Origin of the sequence: Kitasatospora sp. NPDC088783 (assembly GCF_044750705.1) — a bacterium.
GTDB classification, from domain to species: domain Bacteria; phylum Actinomycetota; class Actinomycetes; order Streptomycetales; family Streptomycetaceae; genus Kitasatospora; species Kitasatospora fiedleri.
Genome location: NZ_JBIVKJ010000004.1, coordinates 276,611 through 296,263, shown reverse-complemented (window position 1 = coordinate 296,263; position 19,653 = coordinate 276,611). Strand labels below are relative to the sequence as shown.

General features: G+C 74.3%; 19 protein-coding genes. 6 read left to right on the top strand and 13 right to left on the bottom strand.

Translation table 11 applies throughout. The annotated features are described in order from the left end of the window. Nucleotides 1-16 precede the first annotated feature (16 nt). The 4 genes from ACIP60_RS13800 to ACIP60_RS13785 all read left to right on the top strand — a co-directional run bounded on the left by ACIP60_RS13800 (nt 17) and on the right by ACIP60_RS13785 (nt 6,627). Entirely contained in the window at nt 17-3,364 is a 3,348-nt protein-coding gene (locus ACIP60_RS13800; protein ID WP_400683325.1) for a BTAD domain-containing putative transcriptional regulator, read from the top strand. Between the two features lie 157 nt (nt 3,365-3,521). Beyond that, nucleotides 3,522-4,181 (top strand): pyridoxamine 5'-phosphate oxidase family protein, encoded by a 660-nt coding sequence (locus tag ACIP60_RS13795; RefSeq protein WP_400683323.1) that lies wholly within the window; start codon nt 3,522-3,524, stop codon nt 4,179-4,181. Between the two features lie 89 nt (nt 4,182-4,270). After that, a complete protein-coding gene (locus tag ACIP60_RS13790; protein WP_400683320.1) occupies nt 4,271-5,551 on the top strand; it encodes an MFS transporter in 1,281 nt (426 codons plus the stop codon). A gap of 104 nt (nt 5,552-5,655) precedes the next feature. Continuing rightward, entirely contained in the window at nt 5,656-6,627 is a 972-nt protein-coding gene (locus ACIP60_RS13785; protein WP_400683317.1) for a zinc-binding alcohol dehydrogenase family protein, read from the top strand. Between the two features lie 488 nt (nt 6,628-7,115). Here the strand turns inward: ACIP60_RS13785 and ACIP60_RS13780 are convergent, their stop codons facing one another. The 3 genes from ACIP60_RS13780 to ACIP60_RS13770 all read right to left on the bottom strand — a co-directional run bounded on the left by ACIP60_RS13780 (nt 7,116) and on the right by ACIP60_RS13770 (nt 8,858). Continuing rightward, nucleotides 7,116-7,550, bottom strand: coding sequence for a hypothetical protein (locus ACIP60_RS13780; protein ID WP_400683314.1), 435 nt, complete (start codon nt 7,548-7,550; stop codon nt 7,116-7,118). A gap of 65 nt (nt 7,551-7,615) precedes the next feature. Then, on the bottom strand, nt 7,616-8,185 hold the full coding sequence (locus ACIP60_RS13775) for a hypothetical protein (RefSeq protein ID WP_400683311.1): 570 nt from the start codon (nt 8,183-8,185) through the stop codon (nt 7,616-7,618). Between the two features lie 343 nt (nt 8,186-8,528). After that, nucleotides 8,529-8,858: a hypothetical protein gene (locus ACIP60_RS13770; RefSeq protein WP_400683309.1), complete on the bottom strand. Its 330-nt coding sequence runs from the start codon at nt 8,856-8,858 to the stop codon at nt 8,529-8,531. A gap of 198 nt (nt 8,859-9,056) precedes the next feature. On the opposite strand from ACIP60_RS13770, the gene ACIP60_RS13765 reads away from it, so the two are divergent. After that, nucleotides 9,057-9,344: a hypothetical protein gene (locus ACIP60_RS13765; RefSeq protein WP_400683306.1), complete on the top strand. Its 288-nt coding sequence runs from the start codon at nt 9,057-9,059 to the stop codon at nt 9,342-9,344. A gap of 167 nt (nt 9,345-9,511) precedes the next feature. Here ACIP60_RS13765 and ACIP60_RS13760 read toward each other — a convergent pair whose 3' ends face one another. Together ACIP60_RS13760 and ACIP60_RS13755 are read right to left on the bottom strand one after the other, a co-directional pair. Then, a complete protein-coding gene (locus ACIP60_RS13760) occupies nt 9,512-10,432 on the bottom strand; it encodes a hypothetical protein (protein WP_400683303.1) in 921 nt (306 codons plus the stop codon). A gap of 90 nt (nt 10,433-10,522) precedes the next feature. Beyond that, a complete protein-coding gene (locus ACIP60_RS13755; RefSeq protein ID WP_400683301.1) occupies nt 10,523-12,040 on the bottom strand; it encodes an IS110 family transposase in 1,518 nt (505 codons plus the stop codon). A gap of 78 nt (nt 12,041-12,118) precedes the next feature. Here ACIP60_RS13755 and ACIP60_RS13750 point away from each other — a divergent pair, with 78 nt between their 5' ends. Then, a complete protein-coding gene (locus ACIP60_RS13750; protein ID WP_400683298.1) occupies nt 12,119-12,472 on the top strand; it encodes a hypothetical protein in 354 nt (117 codons plus the stop codon). Between the two features lie 93 nt (nt 12,473-12,565). Here the strand turns inward: ACIP60_RS13750 and ACIP60_RS13745 are convergent, their stop codons facing one another. The 8 genes from ACIP60_RS13745 to ACIP60_RS13710 form a co-directional block, all read right to left on the bottom strand. Beyond that, entirely contained in the window at nt 12,566-12,958 is a 393-nt protein-coding gene (locus ACIP60_RS13745; RefSeq protein ID WP_400683295.1) for a hypothetical protein, read from the bottom strand. A 13-nt stretch (nt 12,959-12,971) separates the two neighbouring features. Continuing rightward, nucleotides 12,972-14,543, bottom strand: a complete 1,572-nt coding sequence (locus ACIP60_RS13740; RefSeq protein WP_400683293.1) for a restriction endonuclease fold toxin-2 domain-containing protein — start codon at nt 14,541-14,543, stop codon at nt 12,972-12,974. Nucleotides 14,544-14,720: 177 nt separating this feature from the next. Then, entirely contained in the window at nt 14,721-15,479 is a 759-nt protein-coding gene (locus tag ACIP60_RS13735) for a hypothetical protein (RefSeq protein ID WP_400683290.1), read from the bottom strand. A gap of 112 nt (nt 15,480-15,591) precedes the next feature. Next, nucleotides 15,592-16,107: a hypothetical protein gene (locus ACIP60_RS13730; protein ID WP_400683287.1), complete on the bottom strand. Its 516-nt coding sequence runs from the start codon at nt 16,105-16,107 to the stop codon at nt 15,592-15,594. A 176-nt stretch (nt 16,108-16,283) separates the two neighbouring features. Further along, the gene (locus ACIP60_RS13725; protein ID WP_400683284.1) at nt 16,284-17,360 is read right to left on the bottom strand and encodes a hypothetical protein; all 1,077 of its coding nucleotides are present in this window, start codon (nt 17,358-17,360) and stop codon (nt 16,284-16,286) included. 86 nt (nt 17,361-17,446) lie between these two features. Continuing rightward, nucleotides 17,447-17,794: a hypothetical protein gene (locus tag ACIP60_RS13720; RefSeq protein ID WP_400683281.1), complete on the bottom strand. Its 348-nt coding sequence runs from the start codon at nt 17,792-17,794 to the stop codon at nt 17,447-17,449. Beyond that, nucleotides 17,775-18,527: a 2'-5' RNA ligase family protein gene (locus ACIP60_RS13715; protein WP_400683279.1), complete on the bottom strand. Its 753-nt coding sequence runs from the start codon at nt 18,525-18,527 to the stop codon at nt 17,775-17,777. The genes ACIP60_RS13720 and ACIP60_RS13715 overlap by 20 nt, the downstream gene beginning before the upstream one ends. A gap of 62 nt (nt 18,528-18,589) precedes the next feature. Beyond that, nucleotides 18,590-19,594, bottom strand: coding sequence for an NUDIX domain-containing protein (locus ACIP60_RS13710; protein ID WP_400683276.1), 1,005 nt, complete (start codon nt 19,592-19,594; stop codon nt 18,590-18,592). Between the last annotated feature and the right edge of the window lie 59 nt (nt 19,595-19,653).

Sequence of the window (19,653 nt, the reverse complement as noted above, 5' to 3'; positions counted from 1 at the left end):
CGAGGGGGCGGGCGGCATGGCGGAGCACGGGTCGGCCGACCGGTCCGCCTTCGGTCCGCTGCTGCGCGCGCTGCGCACCCGGGCCGGGCTCAGCCAGCAGACCGCCGCCGCCCGCGCCGGGCTCAGCACCCGGGCCCTGCGCGACCTCGAACACGGCCGGGTCCGGCAGCCCCGCGAACGCACCCTGCACCGACTCGCCGACGCCCTCGGCCTGACCGCCCCGCAGGCCGCCGAACTGCGCTCCGCCGCCACCGCCCTGGGCGCGAGCACCGGCACAGGAGGTGGTGCAGGAACCGGCGCCGGCGCCGGCACCGGCCTCGGCCTCGGCACCGGCTCCGCCGAGGGCGGCCGGACGACGCTGCTGCTGCTCGGCCCGCTCGTCCTGCGCCACGGCCGCGCCAACGTCCCGATCGGCAGCCCCACCCTGCGCCGCCTGCTCGGACTGCTCGCCCTCACCCACCCCGGCGCCGCCACCCGGCAGGAGATCACCGACACCCTGTGGCCGTCCGGGCCGCCCGACTCGCAGCAGAGCCTGCTCCACACCCACATCGGCCGACTGCGCCGCCTCCTCGCCCCGAACGCCCCCGACAGCTCCGGCAGCTCCGACGACCCCGACCGTCCGGACTACCCGGACCGCCCCGGCATCGTCCGCACCCCCACCGGCTACCGGCTCGACCTGCCCCGCCACCGCACCGACCTCGGGCGGTTCGACGACCTGCTGGCCCGCACCACCTCCCTGCGGAACGCCCCCGACCCGGACACCGCGCACCGGGACCTCACCCGCGCCCTGCGGTGGTGGCGCGGCCCCGTCCTCGCCGACGCCGACCCGGCCCTGCGCCGCCACCCCGCCGCGGTCGCCGCCAACGAACGGCGGATCCGCGCCGCCCTGCTGCACGCCGACACCGCCCTGCTGCTGCACCGCGCCGACCAGGCCGTCCACCCGCTCCGGGAACTGGCCCACCTCGAACCGCTCCACGAGGGCCTGCACGCCCGGCTGATCCTCACCCTCGCCGCGAGCGGCCGCCAGGCCGCCGCCCTCGACACCTACACCCGCCTGCGCACCCGCCTCGACGAGGAGCTCGGCGTCACCCCCGGCCCCGAACTCCACGACGCCCAGCTGCGCGTCCTGCGCGGCCAGTTGCCCGCCCGGCCGGCCACTCCCCCACCGGCCCGGCCCCCGTCCGGCCCGGCACCCCTCCCACCGCCGCCCGCCCAACTCCCGTCCGGCCCGGGCCGGTTCGTCGGCCGCCACCGGTACCTGCGCGAACTCGACGCCCTGCTCCCGGCCGTCCCCGCCACCCCTGCCGGGCCGGCCGCCCCGTACCCGCTCGTCACGGTGGTCGGCCCGCCCGGCATCGGCAAGACCGCCCTCGCCACCCACTGGGCGCACGAACACCGCGACCGCTTCCCGGACGGCCAGCTCTTCGCCGACCTGCACGGCCACTCCACCCGGCCCGCCGCACGCCCCGTCGACCTCCTCGCCCGCTTCCTGCGCGCCCTCGACACCCCGCCCGACCGGCTGCCCGCCGACCCGGACGAGGCCGCCGCGCTCTACCGCACCCTGCTCGCCGACCGCCGCCTGCTGATCGTCCTCGACGACGCCCGGGACGCCGCCCAGGTCCGCCCCCTGCTCCCCGGCACCCGCGGCTGCGCCGTCCTGGTCACCAGCCGCAACCGCCTCACCGGCCTGCTGGTCGGCAACGGCGCCCACCGCCTCACCCTCGACGCCCTCGACCCGGCGGAGGGCACCCGGCTGCTCGGCACCGTCCTCGGCACCCCCCGGATCGCCGCCGAACCGGCCGCCGCCCGCCGCCTCGTCCACGCCTGCGGCGGCCTCCCCCTCGCCCTCCGCCTCGCCGCCGCCCACCTGGCCGCCGCCCCCGACAGCCCCCTCGCCGACCACGCCCCCGCCCGTCCCGACGCCGACCTGCTCGCCCGCCTCGACCTCGCGGACGACCCGCACACCGGCCTGCGCACCGCCTTCGACCGCTCCTACCGCGCCCTCCCCGCCCCCGCCCGCCACCTCTTCCGCCTCCTCGGCCGGGCCCCCGCCCCCGGCCTCACCGCCCGGGCCGCCACCGCCCTCGCCGCCACCACCCCCGCCGAGACCGCCGCCCTGCTGGCCCGCCTCACCGACGCCCACCTCGTCCGGGAAGAACCCCCCGGCCACTACCGGCTGCCCGGCCTGCTCCACCCGTACGCCGCCGGGCTGCCGGCCGAACGAGGGTCCGACGTCGACCAGTTGGCTGACGCCCACCCGCTGCCCGACCCTCCGGGCCCGGCCGACCTCGATCAGCCGACCGGTCCCGCCCGACCGGCCGACCGCGCCCGGCCGGCCGACCGCGCCCGGCTGGCCACCGCCGCCGTCCGGGCCTGCGAAGCCGGACAGCTCACCGCCGCACGGCAGTTGACGGAACGCCTGCTCCCACCCGTCGCGGTGTCCCTGTCCTCGCCACCGTCCCCGTCCGCCGGGCCGCACCCCGACGACATCACCGTGCTGGGCCTGATCTGCTGGAAGCTCGGCCGCCTGTCCGAGGCCGCCGAGCACTTCGCGCACGCCGCCCGCCTGCTCGGCCCGGCCGCCACCGGCCTCGACGGGCCGGCCGACCGGGAGGCCATCGCCCGGACCAACCTGGCCGTGGTCCAGCGGGCGCTCGGGCGCCCCGGCGAGGCGATCCGGGTGATCGGCGAGACCCTGCCGGTGCACCGGCGGCACCGCAACCGGTTCAGCGAGGCCGTCGCGCTGACCTGCCTGTCCTCCGCCCACACCGACCTCGGCGACCACGCCACCGGACAGTTGCTCGCCCACACCGCGCTCGCCACCGCCCGCACCGTGCGCAACCGGGCCCTGGAGGCCAACGCCCACCTCGCCCTCGCCGCCGCGCACGCCCGCGCCCACCGTCCCGCCGAGGCGGCCGCCGGCCACCGCGAGGCCCTGCGCCTGGCCGAGGCCGCGGGCGACCGCCACCCGCAGGCCGTCGCCCTGGCCGGCCTCGCCGCCGCCCTGCTCGACACCGACCCGCGCGCCGCGCTGCGCACCGCCGAGCACGCCCTCGTCCTCGCCCGGGAAGCCGAGTTCCGGGTGCCCGAGGGCGACGCCCTCACCGTCCTGGCCCGCGTCCGGGTCCGCCTCGGCGACCCGCGGGCCGCCCTCGCCCTCGGCACCGACGCGCTCGCCCTGCACCGCGCGAGCGGCCACCGCCCCGGCGAGGTCCGGGCCCGCCTCGCCCTCGCCCTGGCCGCCACCGCGCTCAGCACCGGCCCCGGCACCGCCGACACCGACGCCAGTGCCGCCGACGCGGTCCGGCACCGCCGGGAGGCGCTGCGGATCGTCCGGGCGGCGGGCGGCACTTCCCTCCGCTGAACCGGAAGTTCCGCGAAACTTCCGCTCCCCGCACATCACCGCAGCTCAGCGCCCCGCCCTCCCCGTCCCGCCCTCTGGTCCCGCTCCGGCCGCCCGGACAGCCCGGCTCCTTACGGTGAAAACCCCACCGCACCGGACCGGACCCCGAGGTGACACCTTGAGCCGCTACGACCGACTCGCGTACACCCCCGCCGTACGCCGCCTCCAACAGGAGATGGGCAGCGCCACCGCGGCCGACCGCCGCCTGCGCGCACCGGGCGACGAACCCGAGCCGCTCACCGACGCCGAGACCTCCTTCGTCCGCGGCATGGACGGCTTCCTGTTCGCGACGGTCAACGAGAACGGCTGGCCGTACCTCCAGTTCCGCGGCGGCCCGCTCGGCTTCGTCCACGTCCTGGACCCGCACACCCTCGGCTACCTGGACGTCCGCGGCAACCGGCAGTACCTGACCACCGGCAACCTGCGCGGCGGCGACGGCCGGGTCGCCCTGTTCTTCCTCGACCACGCCCGGCAGGCCCGCCTCAAGGTGTTCGGCCGCGCCACCGCCGTCCCCGCCGACCACGACCCCGCCCTCGCCGCACGTCTCAGCACCCCGCGCACCGACGGCCGGATCGAACAGCTCGTCACCATCCGGGTCGAGGCGCACGCCTGGAACTGCGCCCACCACATCACCCCGCGCTTCACCGAGCACGAACTCGCCGACGCCCTGGCCCCGGTCCGCGACCGCCTGACCCGCCTGGAACGGCTGGAACGGGAGAACGCCCTGCTGCGCGCCGAACTCGCCCGCCACACCGCCGCCCCTGCCACCCCCTCCTGACCCTCCGCCCCCCTTTCGCTCCCTCCCCCCTCCCCCCTCCCCCGTCCCTTCCCTTCCCCCCGCCCTCCGACCGAAGGACCGACCCCGCCGTGCCCGCCAGCCTGACCGACCGCCCCGCGGCCGTGGCCTCCGCCGAACCCGCCATCTGGTCCCGCAACTTCCGCCGCTACTTCACCGCCCGCAGCGCGGGCCTGCTCAGCTGGGCGATGCTCCCGGTCGCCGTCTCCGCCGGGCTGCTCTCCGCCGGCCACGGCCTGGACACGGCGGGCTACGCGATGGCCTTCCTGGTCGCCCCGTTCGCCGGCCTGGTGCTGTTCGGCGGCGTCCTCGCCGACCGGTTCACCGCCCGCCGGATGATGATCCTCGCCGACCTGGCCAACCTGGCCGCGCACGTCCTACTCGCCCTGCTCTTCTGGCACGGCATCGACCACCTGTGGCAGCTGTACGCCCTGCTCGCGGTGGCGGGCACCGCCAACGCCCTGTTCCAGCCCGGCGCCTCCTCGACCGTCCCGCTGGTCTCCCGTGACGTCCAGGGCGCCAACGGCGTCCTGCGCACCTCCGAGGCCGCGACCGGCCTGGGCGGCCCCGCACTGGCCGGCGTGCTGGTCGGCTTCGGCTCCACCGGGTGGGTGATGGCGGTCTCCGCCCTCGCGTACGCCACCAGCGCCGCCTGCCTGTTCGCGCTCCGCCTGGGGCCCGTCCCCGCCCCGCCCGCCGACCGCTCGCTCTGGCGCAACCTGGCCGTCGGCTGGCACGAGTTCCGCTCCCGCAGCTGGCTCTGGGGCGTCGTCCTGATCTGGATGTGCTACGCCGTCCTGGCCTGGGGCCCCCAACTCTCGCTCGCCGCAGGCATCGTGGTCCCCGCCCACGGCCCCACCGCGTTCGGCCTGATCAACTGCGCCCTCGGCGCGGGCACCGTGGCCGGCGGCCTGCTCGCCATCCGCTACAAGCCCCGCCGCCCCCTGGCCGCCGGCGCGGTCGCCATGTTCGCCTACCCGCTCTACCCCCTCGTCATCCTGCTGCACGCCCCGGTCTGGCTGCTCGCCGCCGCCCAGGTGCTGGTCGGCACCGGCATCGGCGTCTGGGGCGTCATGTGGTCCACCGCCGTCCAGACCCAGGTCCCCGGCGAGGTCCTCAACCGGGTCCACGCCTACGAAGTCGCCGGCTCCGTCGGCCTCTACCCCCTCGGCTCCGCCCTCGTCGGCCCCGCCACCCACGCCTTCGGCACCTCCCACGTCCTCGCCGCCGGCACCCTCGTCGCCGTCCTCACCCCCCTCGCCCTGCTCCTCACCCGTCCCATCCGCACCCTCCCCCGCGTCCCGGACCGCCCGGTCCGACGCTCCGACGCCGCTCCTGATCAGACGAGTTGAGTTCACGCCCGGCAACCCCTTCACCGGGAATGCCGGGCTGCCCCACGGGGTTCCCGTCCCCACACGGCCCGCATCGGGGAGGGCCGCGGTCGAGGGGGCACCGGGTGCGAGCCGTCGGATTCCGGGTCAACGGAGGCGTCGAAGTACTGGAGGAGCTGGATGTGCCCGAGCCGGTACCGGCCGCCGGTCAGGTCACCGTGCGGGTCGCCTTCGCGGGCGTCAACTTCGCCGAAGTCCAGCACCGCCGGGGCGAGTTCGGCGCACCGGACGGACCGCACGGGGTGGACGTCCCGGGCCTGGAGGTCGCCGGCGCGGTCAGCGCCCTCGGCCCGGGCGTGACCGGCCTGTCCGTGGGCGAGCCGGTCGCGGCGTACCTGCCGGCCTTCGGCGGTTACGCCGAACTGGCCGTCGCGGACGCCCGGTTCACCAGGTCACTGCAGACCGCCGCCGGCGAGGTCGACCCGGCCCACGCGGCGGCCCTGCCCTGCGTCTACCCCACCGCCTTCGGCATCCTCGACGACGCCGGCCGACTCCGCCCCGGCGAGGACGTCCTGATCCACTCCGCCGCCCAACTGGCCCGGGCCCTGGGCGCCCGGCGGGTGTTCGGCACGGTCGGCTCGGCCGGGAAGATCCCGTACGCGCTCGGCCTCGGCTACGACGACGTCTTCCTCCGCGACGACTTCACCGCCCCCCTGGCCCGAGCCACCGAAGGCCGGGGCGTCGACCTGGTCCTCGACCCCGTCGGCGGCCCGATCCGCGAACAGAGCCTGACGGCACTGGCCCCCTTCGGCCGCCTGGTGGCCTACGGAGACCTCGGCCGCCACGAGAGCTGGACCACCTCCGTCCGGGACCTCCGGAAGTCCAACCGCACCGTCACCGGCTTCAACATCGGCGACCCGGCCCGCCGCTCCCCCCACCGGATCGGCGACCACCTCACCGAAGCCCTCCGCCTCCTCGCCACCGGCCGGATCGACCCCGGCATCACGGAGACCCTCCCCCTGGCGGAAGCCGCCAAGGCCCGCCGCCTCCTGGAAACCGGCACCGGAAAGGGCAAGCTGCTGCTCGCACTGCACTGACCCCCCGGCCGCCCCACCCGACCACCGAAGAGGCCCCGGGCCCCCGCCCCGGGGCCTCCTGCCGAAGCGGGCACCCAGACGAGCCATCCGGCGGTGGTGGCCGCCCGCCCCCGGCCCCGGCGGGGTTCTGGGCTCTACCCCGCGCTCTCGGACCTGCCGCGTGCGCGGCCGGGCCGCCGCCGACGCCGGACGAGGAGAACGAAGAAGCCCCAGGCCATTGACCTGGGGCTTTCTGCTGGAGCGGGTGACGAGAATCGAACTCGCGCTCTAAGCTTGGGAAGCTTTTACCGAGGTATCGTCATATCCGCAGGTCAGAAGCCATCTTGAGGCCCACTCACCACCCTTGGCGGGGACGAATCCCGCTCCCCCGTTGACCGCGACATACCGCTGTTACTCGCGCACTAGTCGCGCACGGCGAGTCGAAACGGTTTCGTTTCGTCAGCGGACGGGCTTGGAGTTCCTGCCAGAAGCCGTCGCCGACCCGGCCGTCAGCTGTGAAGAACCTCACTACGCAGGGCGCGCAGCATGATCATGGCCTCCTGGTGGTCGGCGTCGGTGAACGCGTGGAGCGCCATGAGGATCGACCCTCCGATCTGCTTCGCGACAGCCGGATCGTCGCCCGCGGGCGCGGCCTGGTTGTGCAGGGCGCCGGTCAGGACGATGACCATCCGGGCCATCGGGTCGGCGTTGATCTCCGCAACCAGCTGACTCGTCTCCTCCCGGCCCATGGCCGGGTCGACGCCGAACAGAGTAGCCAGGATGCGGATCAGAACCTTCCGCCCGTAGGCGGCCAGCAGCAGCGGCAACGCACGCTCACCGGCGCCGCCCGCCAAGGCCGCCAGCGCGGCATCGTCGTCCCTGACGACCGCCTCCAGCGCGGCCAGCGCCCGCAGAAGCTCATCCTCGGTCAGCTCGACATCCATGGCCACACGGTAGGCCAACCCCCCGAACCCGCGCCGACGGTCGCCACGAAAACCACCCGCCGCGGTCAGTCGTACTTCCAACGCCACCAAGGCGCCGTGGTGGACAGCGCCCGATACGACTCCCAGCCCTCCGGCTCCCAGCCCCCCGGCACCGGGCCCTCCGCATCGGAGAAGGCACCGACGAAGTCCACGTCGTCCGCCCAGCACTGAAGCTCCAACCAGGCGGCGTCCCCGGCCCGCGACCACACCCCGGCGCCGACCAACTCCCGCACCAGGCCGAGCGCCCGGTTCACGCGCTGCTCGGCCTCGTCCAGGCGGACGTCGACACCCGGCGGCAGCAAGGCCGCGCCGCGCTCGGCCATCCGCTTGCGCAACGCCGCGAACACCACGGCGAAGAACCCGCTGATCGCCTCGACGTGCTCCCCGGCCGGCCGGGGCGGGACGTTCGCCGCCAGCATCTCCCCGGACGCCAACGCCCGCCAGTGCTGGGCCTCCCGCATCAACTCCCGCCGCGCGCCCGTCCCCCGGCTCTTGAACAAGGGCGGCAGCTTCCGGCCCTCCGCCCGAGCCCGCTCCCGGTCCGTCTCGATCCACGCCTGCGCGTACTCCGCCGGATGCCACCACTCTTCGGTCATGCCGCCAGCATGCCCACCCCGGCGGCCACCGTTCGTGCCCCGGAACGAAAAACCGGTGACGCCGATCACAAATCGAGCAGAGGAGAACACCGCCGTGGCCCGCTTCACCCCGCCCACCATCAAGATCGAAGACCGCTGGAATCGCATCCCCGGCCGCTATCACGGCGGCCCGGCGATCGAAGTCGGCGACCTCGTAAGCGAGTTGTGCGCGCGCTTCAGCCACCAGCCCGACAACGTCCCAGCGATCCGGATCTATCCGGCGGGCGTCGAGTTCCGCGTCCACGACACCACCGCCGACTGCCGCAAGTACGTCCACCGCCCCGGCGGCGGCTTCCCGGCAGTGCTACGAGGCCGTCTCCGCGGCCTTGCGTTCGGCCCAGAGGCGTTCGTACTCGCGGTGACAGGACCAGTACGTCCAGCCGGTGACGACGAGGCACAGCGGGAGGAAGCCATCCCCCTCGTGCCACTCGTGGAGGACTTCTCCGTCCGGGGTGCCGTCGTCGGGGACGAACGCCGACTGGAAGTGGGCGTTGCCGAGCACGGGTGCCTGGTAGCCGGTGAGCGTCCAGCGGCGGCGCAGCGTCCGGCCGTCCGGCCCTTGCTTCGTCGCCGGGCCCGGGATGGGCCCGGCGAAGCCGAGGGCCGGGTCGGTGGTCTTGTCGTTGGCGGTCATGGGGAAGTTCCCTTCGCTGGATGCGGCGGCACCCGGTGGAGAGGTCTCCAGGGGCGGCGTGAGGAGCGTGCGGGTCGGGGCCGACGTGCTTCCTTGGGGTGGCGAGGCGGGTGGGCGGTGCGGGCGCCATTCCCACGTAGGGGCGCGGCGGCCCGGAGATCAGCGGGCGTACCCGGCTTCGCGTAGCAGGTCGGCCAGGTGGGCGCGGGTGAGCAGGTCGGCCGCCCGGGGTCTGGGCGCGGCGCGCAGGACGGCCAGGGCCTGGGGGCTGCTCAGGCCGGAGCGGCCGCGTTCAGCGATCTGGTGGCCCTGGCCCGCGGCCGCACCAAGACCCCTCTGCCAGCCACCTCCCTGGACCTCACCCGCCAGCACCACCTGGTGCGGGAGGACGGCGGCCTGGACCGAGACGTCGCCGAGGTGGTGCGGGCCTGCGCGGCCGGAGAAGGGTATGAGCTGGTGCTCGTTTCCCGGCTCAGCGGCCGGTGAACGCAGGCAGCACTACTCATTCGGACAGCGGCCAAGACGGTGCCGTGGTAGCACTGTGTAGCCGTTTCGGCGGTTTGCTGCTCTTCTCGGAAGTGTTCGCCGAGGAACTCCTCGGCGCGACCAGAAGAGGGTGCGTACTGGTGCTCGTCGGCCCAGGCACCGGCCAGTTAACGCCGTAGGACGTTGACGCGGTCAGCGCCGATGATCGGAGCGCTCTCGCAGCCCTTGGGGACAGCCAGGTAGGGGCCGATCCACTTCTTGTCGAAACCGGACGGGGAGGTGTGGTCGGGGTAGGTGCGCCGGTGCAGACGGACCACCCACCTGTGCCGGTACACCTGGGCCGCGTGCTCCCGGTCGGCGGCGGCGCCGGCAGCGGGCCGCAGGGCTCTGCGCAGGGTGACCAGCCGGATCGCGGCGGCCGGGTCCGGCGCTCGTCCTCGAAGACGGTGTTGGACGGATTTCGGCGCGGGCACGTGCTCGACGTGGTGCAGCGTGCGTGCGGAGGCCGGCTGCCGGATCAGGAGCCAGGTGGCGAGCAGGGTGCGCAGCACGACGTCGTTGGCGGCCAGGTTCATCGTCTCCCAGGGCCGTTCTCGGCCGTCGACCGGCAGGGGTTGGGCTTGGCCGCGGAGGATCAGGCGGCCGGCTCGGATGGGTCGGGCGTCCGTGACGGCGCTTGGTCCCCACGCCTTGGCCCAGTGCAGGTAGTGGGTGGCGGAGACGAACATGCTGACGCTGAACCTGGTTTCGTTGGCGAGCCACATCACGGCGCTGGGGGCCCAGTGCGCGCCGCCGTCGTCGAGGGGTGTCTCCCACACGAGCAGGCCGCTGCGGGCGGGCAGGTCGTCGGGGGTGAGGGCGTAGACGCCAAGGTCGCGGCCCACGGTGTGGGCGAGGTGCGTCATGTCGGAGTTGACGTAGTAGAGCTCGGCGCTGGCCGCGTTCGCGGCGAGGAACTGGGTGACGCCCGGGGTCGGGGCGCGCTGCTCCAGGATGGTGCGCGTGGTGGGGCTGGCGAGCCAGTCCAGGATGTCGAGGCGTACTTGAGGGACGTCGCGGGGGGTGATGCCGTGAACCGGTGCAGTCATCAGGGTGTCCCTGGGGCGGTCGACGGAATGGGAGGGGAAAGCTGGTGGCGAGGCGGGTGGGCGGTGCGGGCGCCATTCCCACGTAGGGGCTCAGTGGCCCGGAGATTCGCGGGCGTACCGCGGCCCACCCACCTCGCGTCCGCCCTGGCCGAGGGCGGGGGTCTTCCCCGCGGTACGGGGAACACCTCGGCCCTGGGACGGGCGGTTGGCCGAGCGGCTGGTCCTCGGCCTGCCGAGCACGTGTCGGCCGACGGTCTGGGGGCTGACCCCCAGGGTGCGTGCCACGCTGGCAACGCTGGTGCCGGGCAGTGAGAGTAGGTCCCGGGCGCGGGCGACTTCGTCCTCGCTGAGCGGCGGCTGCCTGGCCAGCGTCGGCGCGCCGGGGCCCGGGTTGTAGCCGAAAGCCCGGCCGTCGTCGTACTCCACCCCGGTGGTCACGCAGTGGTACAGGCACATGATCAGCTTGCGGCCCAGCTTCCGCAGGGCGGTGGAGTGGAGATCGCCGGCCTCGCGCCGCGTGCGGTAGTAGGCCGCCGCGCCCGGGGAGTGCCTGGACCACGCGAACGCGGCGCGGTGGAGCGTGGAGCGAAGCAGAGTGGACGAGGCGCGGCGCAGCGAGACGCGGGTGACGGTTCCGGAGGACCAGGTGACCGGTGATACTCCGGCGTACGCGGCCAGGGCGCGGCCGTTGGCGAACCGCTCGTGCGGCCGGTCGCCGATCTCCGCGAGCAGCTGGGCGCCGAGGATGCCGCCGATGCCCGGGATGCCGGCGGTGAGGTGGTGGTGGCGCTGGCGGCGGTAGTGGTCGGCCATCCGGGCCTCCAGGCGCTGGACACGTGCGACCGCGGCCGCCAGGGTCTCGGCCAGGTCGGCGGTTCGAACGGCTTCGGCCTCCTCCACTTGGGGGTGCGAGAGCATCGCGGGGCGGCTGAAGGCCAGGTGCAGGCGCTCGGCCTCGTCCCTGAGCCGGCGGGTGCGCCCGGCTTCGCGCAACAGGTCGGCCAGCTCGGTTCTGGTGAGCCGGTCGGCCGCCCGGGGCCCGGGTGCGGCGCGCAGAACGGCCAGGGCCTGCGGGCTGCTCAGGCCGCCGCGGGAGGAGGGCCAGGCGGCGACGGCGGCGGGCCACGCTCTCTCCAGAGCGGCGCGCAGGGCGTGGATGGCCTTCATCCGGTCCTCGACGGCGGCACGGTGGGCGTGGGTGATCACCCGCAGTGCCTGCGCGCGCGGGCTGCTGTCGACGACGGTGCGGTAGACGCCTTGGCGGACCAGGTCCGCGAGCATCCGGGCGTCCGCCCTGTCGCTCTTGGGAATGCCGAGGGCGGCACGGTGGCGGGCGGCGCGGGTCGGGTCGACGTGGACCACCCGCAGCCCGGCCGCCGCCAGGGCCCGCGCGAACGGCAGGCCGACCTCCTCGATCCCGGTGACGCTGGCGGAGCGCCAGGTGCGGGACAGGGGCCGCAGCAGTTCCAGGTAGGCGGCGACGGGGTCGGCTTTGGCGGCGTAGACGATGCGGTGCTCCAGCAGCAGGACGCCGGACCCGTCGAGGACCGCGAGGTCGAGCCACCCCGACGACCAGTCAATGCCCACATAGAGCATGCGTTCGAACACCCCCTCCAGATGGTAGAAAAAACTACCACTAGAGATGGCGCGGTCGGCGCACCGGGGCACGGGAGAATGGGGCGGTCAGTGAGTTCGGCAGCGATCGACGTTGTGGGGTGCGAGATGCCGCGGGAGGTCGTCCCCCGGGCCTACCTCGCCGACGGCGGCGTCTGGCCCGCCGGCCCCCTCGTTCCCGGCGCGCCCCCGGGCGCGCACCTCGGGCAGGCCATCGCCGAGGCGCTCAAGGGCGCCATGGGGCGGCAGGGCCTGGGCACCCGCGAACTCTCGCGGCTGACCGGCTCCCAGGTGGCCCACCCCACGGTCCTGACCGTGCTGCAGGGCAGCCGCCTGCCCTCCGCGCACACGATCCTGCTCCTCGAAGTGGCGCTCCAGACACAGCTGTACCCCACCGGCCTGTACTCCGAACTGGCGGGCGGATAGAGCCGGATCGTTCCACGAGTGCTCACTCGGCGACCGGCTCCGGCACGGCAGGCTGGGGCCGTCGGACCGGGGGGCGCGCATCGTCGTGGTGTGTCACGTCTGCTCCAGCAGGCTGTCGAGGAGGTCCGTGATCTGCTGGGTGCTCGCTCCCGCCGGGATGGGCGGCATGACGTCGGGGTTGGATTCCACCATGGCGATGGCGGGGGTTGCGGCGGGCAGCAGGGCGAGGAGCCAGGCGATGGTGTCGGCCCAGAACTCGGGGGTGCCGTCGCGCAGGATCAGGTGTCGGCGGTCGAAGTAGCTGCCGTGGCGCGCCTCGCCGTCGGCGGTGATCTCGAAGTCGACGTAGTCGCAGCGGCTGACCGGCGCGTACTTGTGCCAGGTCCGGATGCCGGGGAAGCGCGTCTGCAGCTGCTGTTCGACGTCGTGGACGCTGAGCGGCCACGATGTGCCTTCGGGTGCGGCGACGAAGATCGCGTCCTGCATGGGTGGGCCTCCGTCAGGGGACGACGCGGACGTTGCTCTTCACGTGGTTCGCGGCGAGCAGGAACTGCCAGTATCCGACGGTCGCCGGGTCGGGGGTGTCGACTTCGAGGTACTGGGCGTGGTTGGCGGGGTTGTCGATGGCGGCCTGGTACCTGTTCAACTCGCTCTCGTCCTTGCTGAGTAGCAGGCTGGTGTTGAACTTGCCCTCCTGGAGTCCTTCGAGGGAGCGGGGGCTGCAGCCTTGCTTGCGGACGTTCTTGGCGTCGATGATCGCGCCGTCCGTCGGCCGGAATCCGTCCGCCCACACGGTCTCGCCGTTGGCGCCGGGCATCAGGCGCTCGGGGGTGCCGGCGACGCGGACCTGGTAGGCGCGATCGTCGGCGGTGCCGTAGTTGGGTTGCCGCTGCGGCAGGCCCGCGACCCAGGTCGAGGCGCCGAACTGCTCGGCGGGGGTGTACATCCGGTATGGGGGCGGCGAGGGCGCGGGGACGGGTCCGACGCCGGGTGCCGCGAGGGGGTTGCCCGGGCCCGGCGGCGTGGCGGCGCTGGCGGAGTCGATCCCGGTGGCGGCCGTCACCGCGGTGGCCGTGGCGGCGGCGCCGATGGTCAGGGACAGGCGCGCGGCGAGGGAGGCCACGACGGCTTCGGCTTCGGCGACCGCTGCGGCGGCGGCCAGCTCGGCTTCGGCTGCCGTCAGCGCCTCGGCCGCGACGGCGGCGTCCGCGGCGAGCGCCGCGTCCGCCGCCCCGGCGGCCACGTCCGAGCCGCCCAGCGTGAAGACGGTGAGGATGACGCCCGCCGTGGTGATGATCCCGGCTGCCGTCGCCAGGCCGATCAGCGTGTTGCGGCAGTCGTCGATGGCGTCCGCGTACTGGGTGCACAGGGCGTGCATCTGGCGGCAGGACGCGGACAGGTTCTCCATCAGCGGCAGTGACGGCGACACGTCGCTTGCGCCGTGCGGGCGGGCGGCGTACACCGTCGCCGCGTACTGCTGGAACGCGTCGAACGCCTTGCCCTGGCAGTACTCGACGACGTCCGCCGCGTGGCGGCCGGCGTTGACCTGCGCGTCGTCGAGCAGGGACGCGCACTTCGCCCATACCTCGCCCGCGTGCCGGAGCCGGTCGGGGTCGCCCTGCGGCCAGAACTTCCCGATCACCGGGATCTCGTGGACCTCTTTCGACCCGGTCACCATCGGCAGGCCGGTGTACGCCTCGCTGGGCTCGCACTCCTGCGCGCGCTGGGCCGTGCCGGAGGAGGTGTCGATCTTGCCGGTCATGGCGGCCGCGATCGAGTCCTCGGCGGCCAGGTAGTTCGCCGCCATCGTCAGCAGCCGGCCCGAGACCGTGGCCATCGCCTGCCCGGCCGTGCCGATGGCCTTGACGATCGTCTTGGCGGCCGGCTCGTACTTGGCCGCGAAAGAGTGCGCGACGCTGTCGTCCCCGGCCATCCCGGAGGACGACGCGAGGTCTCCGGCGGCACCCGTGGCGATGTCGTACACGAATTCCTTGGTGTCCAGGAACTGGACCGACGCCCGGAACACGGCACTGGAATCAACGACGAAACCGTCCGCCAGCGGCGCTCGCACGACCATCCCCTCCCGCTCCCGCCCTACTGCGCCAGCCTACGACAACGCGCATCCGCAGCGAGACGCTTTCGTCACTACCAGTGTTCGGCGTTCTCGCTGCGCCTGCGCCGCCGGGCCAGGGCGGGCCGACCGGGAATCGGGCCCTGGCTGGGCGGCACATCGCGGCCCGGCCCGGGTTCAGCCGGCAGCCTCATCGTGGATGGCCCGACGGAGTTCTTCGGAGACCAGGACGAGTGCTTCCTCGGCGTCGAGGAGTCCGTACGGCAGAGAACCGCGGTACTGGGCGGCGCTGAACGAGGCGACCCGGGACAGAGCGCGGCCGCAGTCGGCGAGCCACTGCCGCACCTCCCAGTCGGCGCCCGCTTGCTCGTGGAGCGCTACCACGGCGCCTTGGACCTGGTCGACGCGTTCGTCGAGGTGGAGGGCTGTGCCGCCGTCACGCTGGTGCAGGCGGACGAACAGCTCCCGCAGGAAGGGGACGGCGCCGTCGGACACGATCCACAGTCCGCTGGCGAACGCGGTGCGGGCCTGGGCGGCCAGCGGACGGATCGCCTCGGTGAGGCTGGGCGCGGGGATCTGCCAGACGGCGTCGCCGTCGCGCTCGGGCGAGCGGCTGATGCCGGTGAGGATGGCGTCCTTGAGGAGTTGGGCAACGAGCACCGGGTCGTCCAGGCCGAACGCGCGGCCGCACGGCAGGCAGGTCAGCTCCCCGGGCGCGCCCCAGTCCCCGACGGCGAGGAAGCTGGTGGTACCGGCGCAGTGGGGGCACTGCACGAGGGTGGTGTCCCAGGCCGGCGGGGGCGGGTCCTCCATGAGGTACTGCCCGAGGAGGCTGTCCTCGCTGGCGCGCCCCCAGAAGTAGTTGTGCTGGGCGTAGGCAGGTGAATCCCGGCGGACCTGCACCGGCCCGCCGATCGTGATCTTCCAGTGGGCCATGCCCTCTCCGTCCTCGCCCTGCACCGACCGGCGGCTTGCGGTGTCGCCCTCCCGGGCCGACAGCCCAAGACTAGTCCGCCGGGGCGGCCAACTGGCCTCGCTGCGCTGCGCGTTACCGGGCGCCCGCCGTGGCGGCGCGGTCCAGGACGATCAACAGGGAGCGGACTTTGTCGGGGCCCCAGCGCATCGTCCAGTCGGACTGCACGGTTTCCGGGAGGGGCTGAGCGGGAGAGAGGTCGGCGCGCAGGTCGCGCCAGCAGGCGGCGACCGGGTCGGCGTCGTCGAGGTGGTGCCCGGCGCGCTCGAACAAGACGTCGATGCGGGCGACGGTGGACTCGGCGCTTGCGGTGCCCGGATCCGGGACGGCGAGCGCGCGGACGTCGTCAACGGGGACCTGCGCGACGGGCGTTGCGCTGGTGGCGGCCAGGAGGTACCAAGCCAGGGCGAGGCCGGCGGCGCCCTCGGCCCAGCGCCCGCGGTCGGGATCGAGCAGCTGAGGGTCCTGCTGGGCATAGGCCGGGGCGAGGTAGGCCACGGCCCGGTCCCATGCCTGATCCCAGTCACTGGGTCCGCCGGTACCGCGCCAGCAGGCGGTGCGCGCCCGCAGCGCGGCAGGGGCCTCGATCATGTCCGTGTCCTTTCACTCGGCGCCGACGCGAAGGGGTGTGCGCGCATCGTGTCACGCCTCCCCTAGGCCAGTGGGGCGAATCAGACTTCTCGACGGTTCGTGCGCCCGGGGCGCATGGGCCCGATGCCGGTGCTGGTGGTGACGAACGTCCCGGACGACGGGTCCCGGCGGGCCGTTCAAGGGCGCCTGCCGGTATGGGCGTCGTTGTGCGGCCGGAAGGCGGCCAGGTCGAGGTCGGTGCTGACGGGCAGGTGGTCGCTGGCTCGTTCAGCGGCCGACAGGCCGCTCTCGGCGGCGTGCCGGGTGACGACGGCGGTGGCCTTAGCCCCGATCGACTCCCCGGCCGGGTCGGCGAGGTGGGCGCGGACGGCAGCGGCCAACTCGGCGGCCAGCGGGCCGCCGTGGGTGGTGTGGGCGCGCACCGCGCCGGCCAGGTCCTCGGTGACGCGCAGGGTGTCGATGCGCCTTGGCCCGAAGTCGTCGGCTCGGCCGTCCACGAGCCAGTGGCCGGTGGTGGGAAGCCACGGCACGCCGGCGAGGGCGGCGGTGTCCAGCAGGCCGCCCGGCGGCTGCGCCAGGAAAGCCGCAGCGGAGCGGTCGGTGGCGGGCGGCGCGGTGGGGTCGCCGGGGTCGAACTTCGCCTGGTAGCGGACCTTGCGGTGGTACTGCCCGGGGAGGGTGTCGGGGTCGAAGTAGCCGCCGTCCGGGCGCCGGTCCGCGCTGATGCTGTTCCAGTCCGCGGCGACCCCGCCGGGGATGCGCGCGTCCTGGAAGGCGGACAGGACCCGGTACGCCTCGTGCAGGCGCTGGGCGGGCCGGAACGGGTCGCCGTGGTAGGAGCACCACTTGGACGGGACTGGGCCGCCGCAGTCGAGCACGACGGTGATCATCGAGTGCCAGAAGTCCGACCCGCCCGGGTAGGCGCGCATCCCGCCGGGCACCGGCTCGAGTCCGGGGCTCCACAGCAGGCCGACGTGGAAGCTGTGCCCGCTGGCGGCGATGGCCGCGGCCGGGACGCCGCCGGGGGTTGTGGTGGCCTGGCAGTGCATGCCGGTGTCGTCGGCCAGCATCTCCAGGACGGCGGCGGCCTCCTCGGCGGTCTCGCCGAGGACTTCCTGCACCCCCAGCACGCCCGGCCGGCCGGCGAACATCTCCCGTACCGCCTCGACGATCAGCCCGTAGCGGTGCCTATGCACCGGGGTGCGGGGCATCGCGAGGTCGAGCAGGTTGTAGGTGCCGAAGCGCAGCAGCATGGTCCTCTCCTTAGCGTGGTGGGGTGGGTCCGGTGCCGAGCGGCCCGGATCCGCCGCCGGGGCGGGCGTGGCCGATCACGCCGTGCTCAGCAGGGCGGGTCGAAGACGGCCAGGGCCAGGGCCTTGTCGTCGGCGGTCTTGTAACGCGGGTACGCGCGGCCGTCGGGGTCGGTGTGCTCGTAGGCATCGATCGTCTCGACCACGCGCTGCGGCCCGGTGGCCGGGTCGGCGCAGGCTTCGGCCAGCGAGGCGCGGGCGTGGGCGGCGAGGACCCCCTCGCCCAGGGTCTGGGCATACCAGCCGCCGCGGGGCGTCTCGTCGGTCACGGTGGAGACGCCGTCGAGGACGACCACCAGGTCGCGGCCGGCACTGACGAGGACACGGTCCTCGGACAGGCGTTCACCGCCGGGCGGTTCACCGATCGTGACGCGCATGAGCAAGTCCTTCCGTGTGTTCCGTGGACGTCGAGGCTCCGGCGCGCTGGCCCGAGCCGCCTCGGGCGAGGTGCAGCTCGTGGACGCGCTCGAAGGAGTAACGCGGGCCGTCGCTGCCGGGATGCTGGCGCTCCCACACCAGCCACACGCTCTCCACCAGGGCGGTGACCCGGGTGGGGGGCTGGACGGCACGGCCCAGGGCGGATGCGAGGCGGTCGGAGCGGGCGGCCAGCTCCGGGGTGTCGGTGTCCTGCACCCCGTAGCCGGCCGACATGTGAGCCCACCACGGCCGCTCGGCGTCGGGGAGTTGGAGTCCGGCGGCGATCAGTCCGGTGCGCACCGAGCGGTAGAGGTGCTCCAGGTCGTCGCTGGGCCGGATCTCTACGATGCCCGCAGAACCGGAGGCCCGCGCGGGGCCGATCTCGACGCCGAACGGGTCGAGGGCGGCCAGCTCCTCGCGGACCGCCTCGGCGGCGCGCTCCAAGTCGGCGGCGCTGACGCGGGTGCCGTCGGCGGTGCGGGCATCGATCTTCTGAACGGTCATGTGCAGGTCAGCGGTGGCGATCGGGGCGATCACGTCCGGGTGGCGGGAGGCGACGGCGCGGACCCGGTCGAAGTAGTTGATTACGTCGGGCAGGTGCTGGGGCAGCCACAGCACGTGGGGCCGGAGCCAGTCCTCGTCGGGGCCACCGGGGGTGCCCCACAGGCGCTTGGGGTCCATGAACTTTCGCAACGTTTCTCCTTCTTGACTAAGGACGGAGCCGGGTGTCGGGACGGTGCGGTCGGGCGGTGGCGCTAGCGGGGGTCTCCGCGTCCGGGGTCCGCGGGCGTGACGGTGTCCGTGCGGTCCAGGACTTCGACGGTGCCGCGCTCCAGGGCGCGCAGCGCGGCGCTGACGCGCTCGGCCAGGATGCGCGGCAGCAGGCCGGCGGCTTCGGCGGGGGTCAGCCACCGGGCCGAGCGCACCTCTTTGGGATCGAGAACTACCGCGTCCACCTGGTCGGGCGTCAGAGGCTCCAGGGCGTGGACATGCACGATCCGGGCGCGGCCGCTGCGCACGAGGCGGCCCGGGGCGGTGTCCACCGCCAGTAGCCGCCCGACTTGCAGGTCCAGCCCGATCTCCTCCTGGACCTCGCGGGCCCCGGCCTCGGCCGGGGACTCGCCGGCCTCGATCATGCCCCCGACCAGTTCCCAGTGTTGCTTGTAGGTGGGCTCCAGGACCAGAATCCGGCCGCTGGTGTCGCGGACCAGCACGGTGGCGGCCGCCATCGGGGACGGTAGCTGCCGGTAGTAGTCCCGAGTGGACGGTGTCACCGGGGCGCTGTCGTGGAGCAGCGCGGTGTGTGCGCCCTGTTCGGCGTCGAACGCGGCCCGAAGGCGGGCCGCCGCGGCCGGTTCCAGCAGCTGGAGTGCCTGCGCCTGGTCGACCCAGCGGGCTCCTTCGGTCTCTGCCGCTGTCGGGCTGGCGGAGGAGACGTGTGCGGCGAAGAGGAGGTCCAACAGCGGCCGACTGGCGGGCACGGTGTCCACGGCCAGCAGCCGGCCGGTTTCGGTCTCGACGCCGACGGTGTCGCGCAGGTGGCGGGCGAGCGCGACGGTGGGCAGCTCGCTGCCCACCGGGCCACCGGGCAGGTCCCAGCCGCTCTGCCCGCCGCGGTCGACGACCAGCAGCAGCCCCTCGGCATCGCGCAGCAGAGCGCGGACCCCGAGCAGCGGCGCCGGGTGGGCCTGCGGCAAGTCCCGGACCTCGGTGCTCGGGCCGTGCTCGGCGGGCGGGGCAGGGTGTTGGTCGGTGGACATCGGTCTCCGTTCTCGAAGGCGGACGGGATGGGGCAGGTGGGTTGGGCAGCGATCTCCGC

Excerpts from the sequence above, each read along its gene's own strand:
- ACIP60_RS13800 (WP_400683325.1), top strand. The coding sequence starts at position 17 with ATGGCGGAGCACGGGTCGGCCGACCGGTCCGCCTTCGGTCCGCTGCTG.
- ACIP60_RS13725 (WP_400683284.1), bottom strand. The coding sequence starts at position 17,360 with ATGCTGCTGCGCTTCGGCACCTACAACCTGCTCGACCTCGCGATGCCC.
- ACIP60_RS13780 (WP_400683314.1), bottom strand. The coding sequence starts at position 7,550 with ATGGATGTCGAGCTGACCGAGGATGAGCTTCTGCGGGCGCTGGCCGCG.
- ACIP60_RS13760 (WP_400683303.1), bottom strand. The coding sequence starts at position 10,432 with ATGACTGCACCGGTTCACGGCATCACCCCCCGCGACGTCCCTCAAGTA.
- ACIP60_RS13720 (WP_400683281.1), bottom strand. The coding sequence starts at position 17,794 with ATGCGCGTCACGATCGGTGAACCGCCCGGCGGTGAACGCCTGTCCGAG.
- ACIP60_RS13770 (WP_400683309.1), bottom strand. The coding sequence starts at position 8,858 with ATGACCGCCAACGACAAGACCACCGACCCGGCCCTCGGCTTCGCCGGG.
- ACIP60_RS13745 (WP_400683295.1), bottom strand. The coding sequence starts at position 12,958 with ATGCAGGACGCGATCTTCGTCGCCGCACCCGAAGGCACATCGTGGCCG.
- ACIP60_RS13710 (WP_400683276.1), bottom strand. The coding sequence starts at position 19,594 with ATGTCCACCGACCAACACCCTGCCCCGCCCGCCGAGCACGGCCCGAGC.
- ACIP60_RS13730 (WP_400683287.1), bottom strand. The coding sequence starts at position 16,107 with ATGATCGAGGCCCCTGCCGCGCTGCGGGCGCGCACCGCCTGCTGGCGC.
- ACIP60_RS13775 (WP_400683311.1), bottom strand. The coding sequence starts at position 8,185 with ATGACCGAAGAGTGGTGGCATCCGGCGGAGTACGCGCAGGCGTGGATC.
- ACIP60_RS13735 (WP_400683290.1), bottom strand. The coding sequence starts at position 15,479 with ATGGCCCACTGGAAGATCACGATCGGCGGGCCGGTGCAGGTCCGCCGG.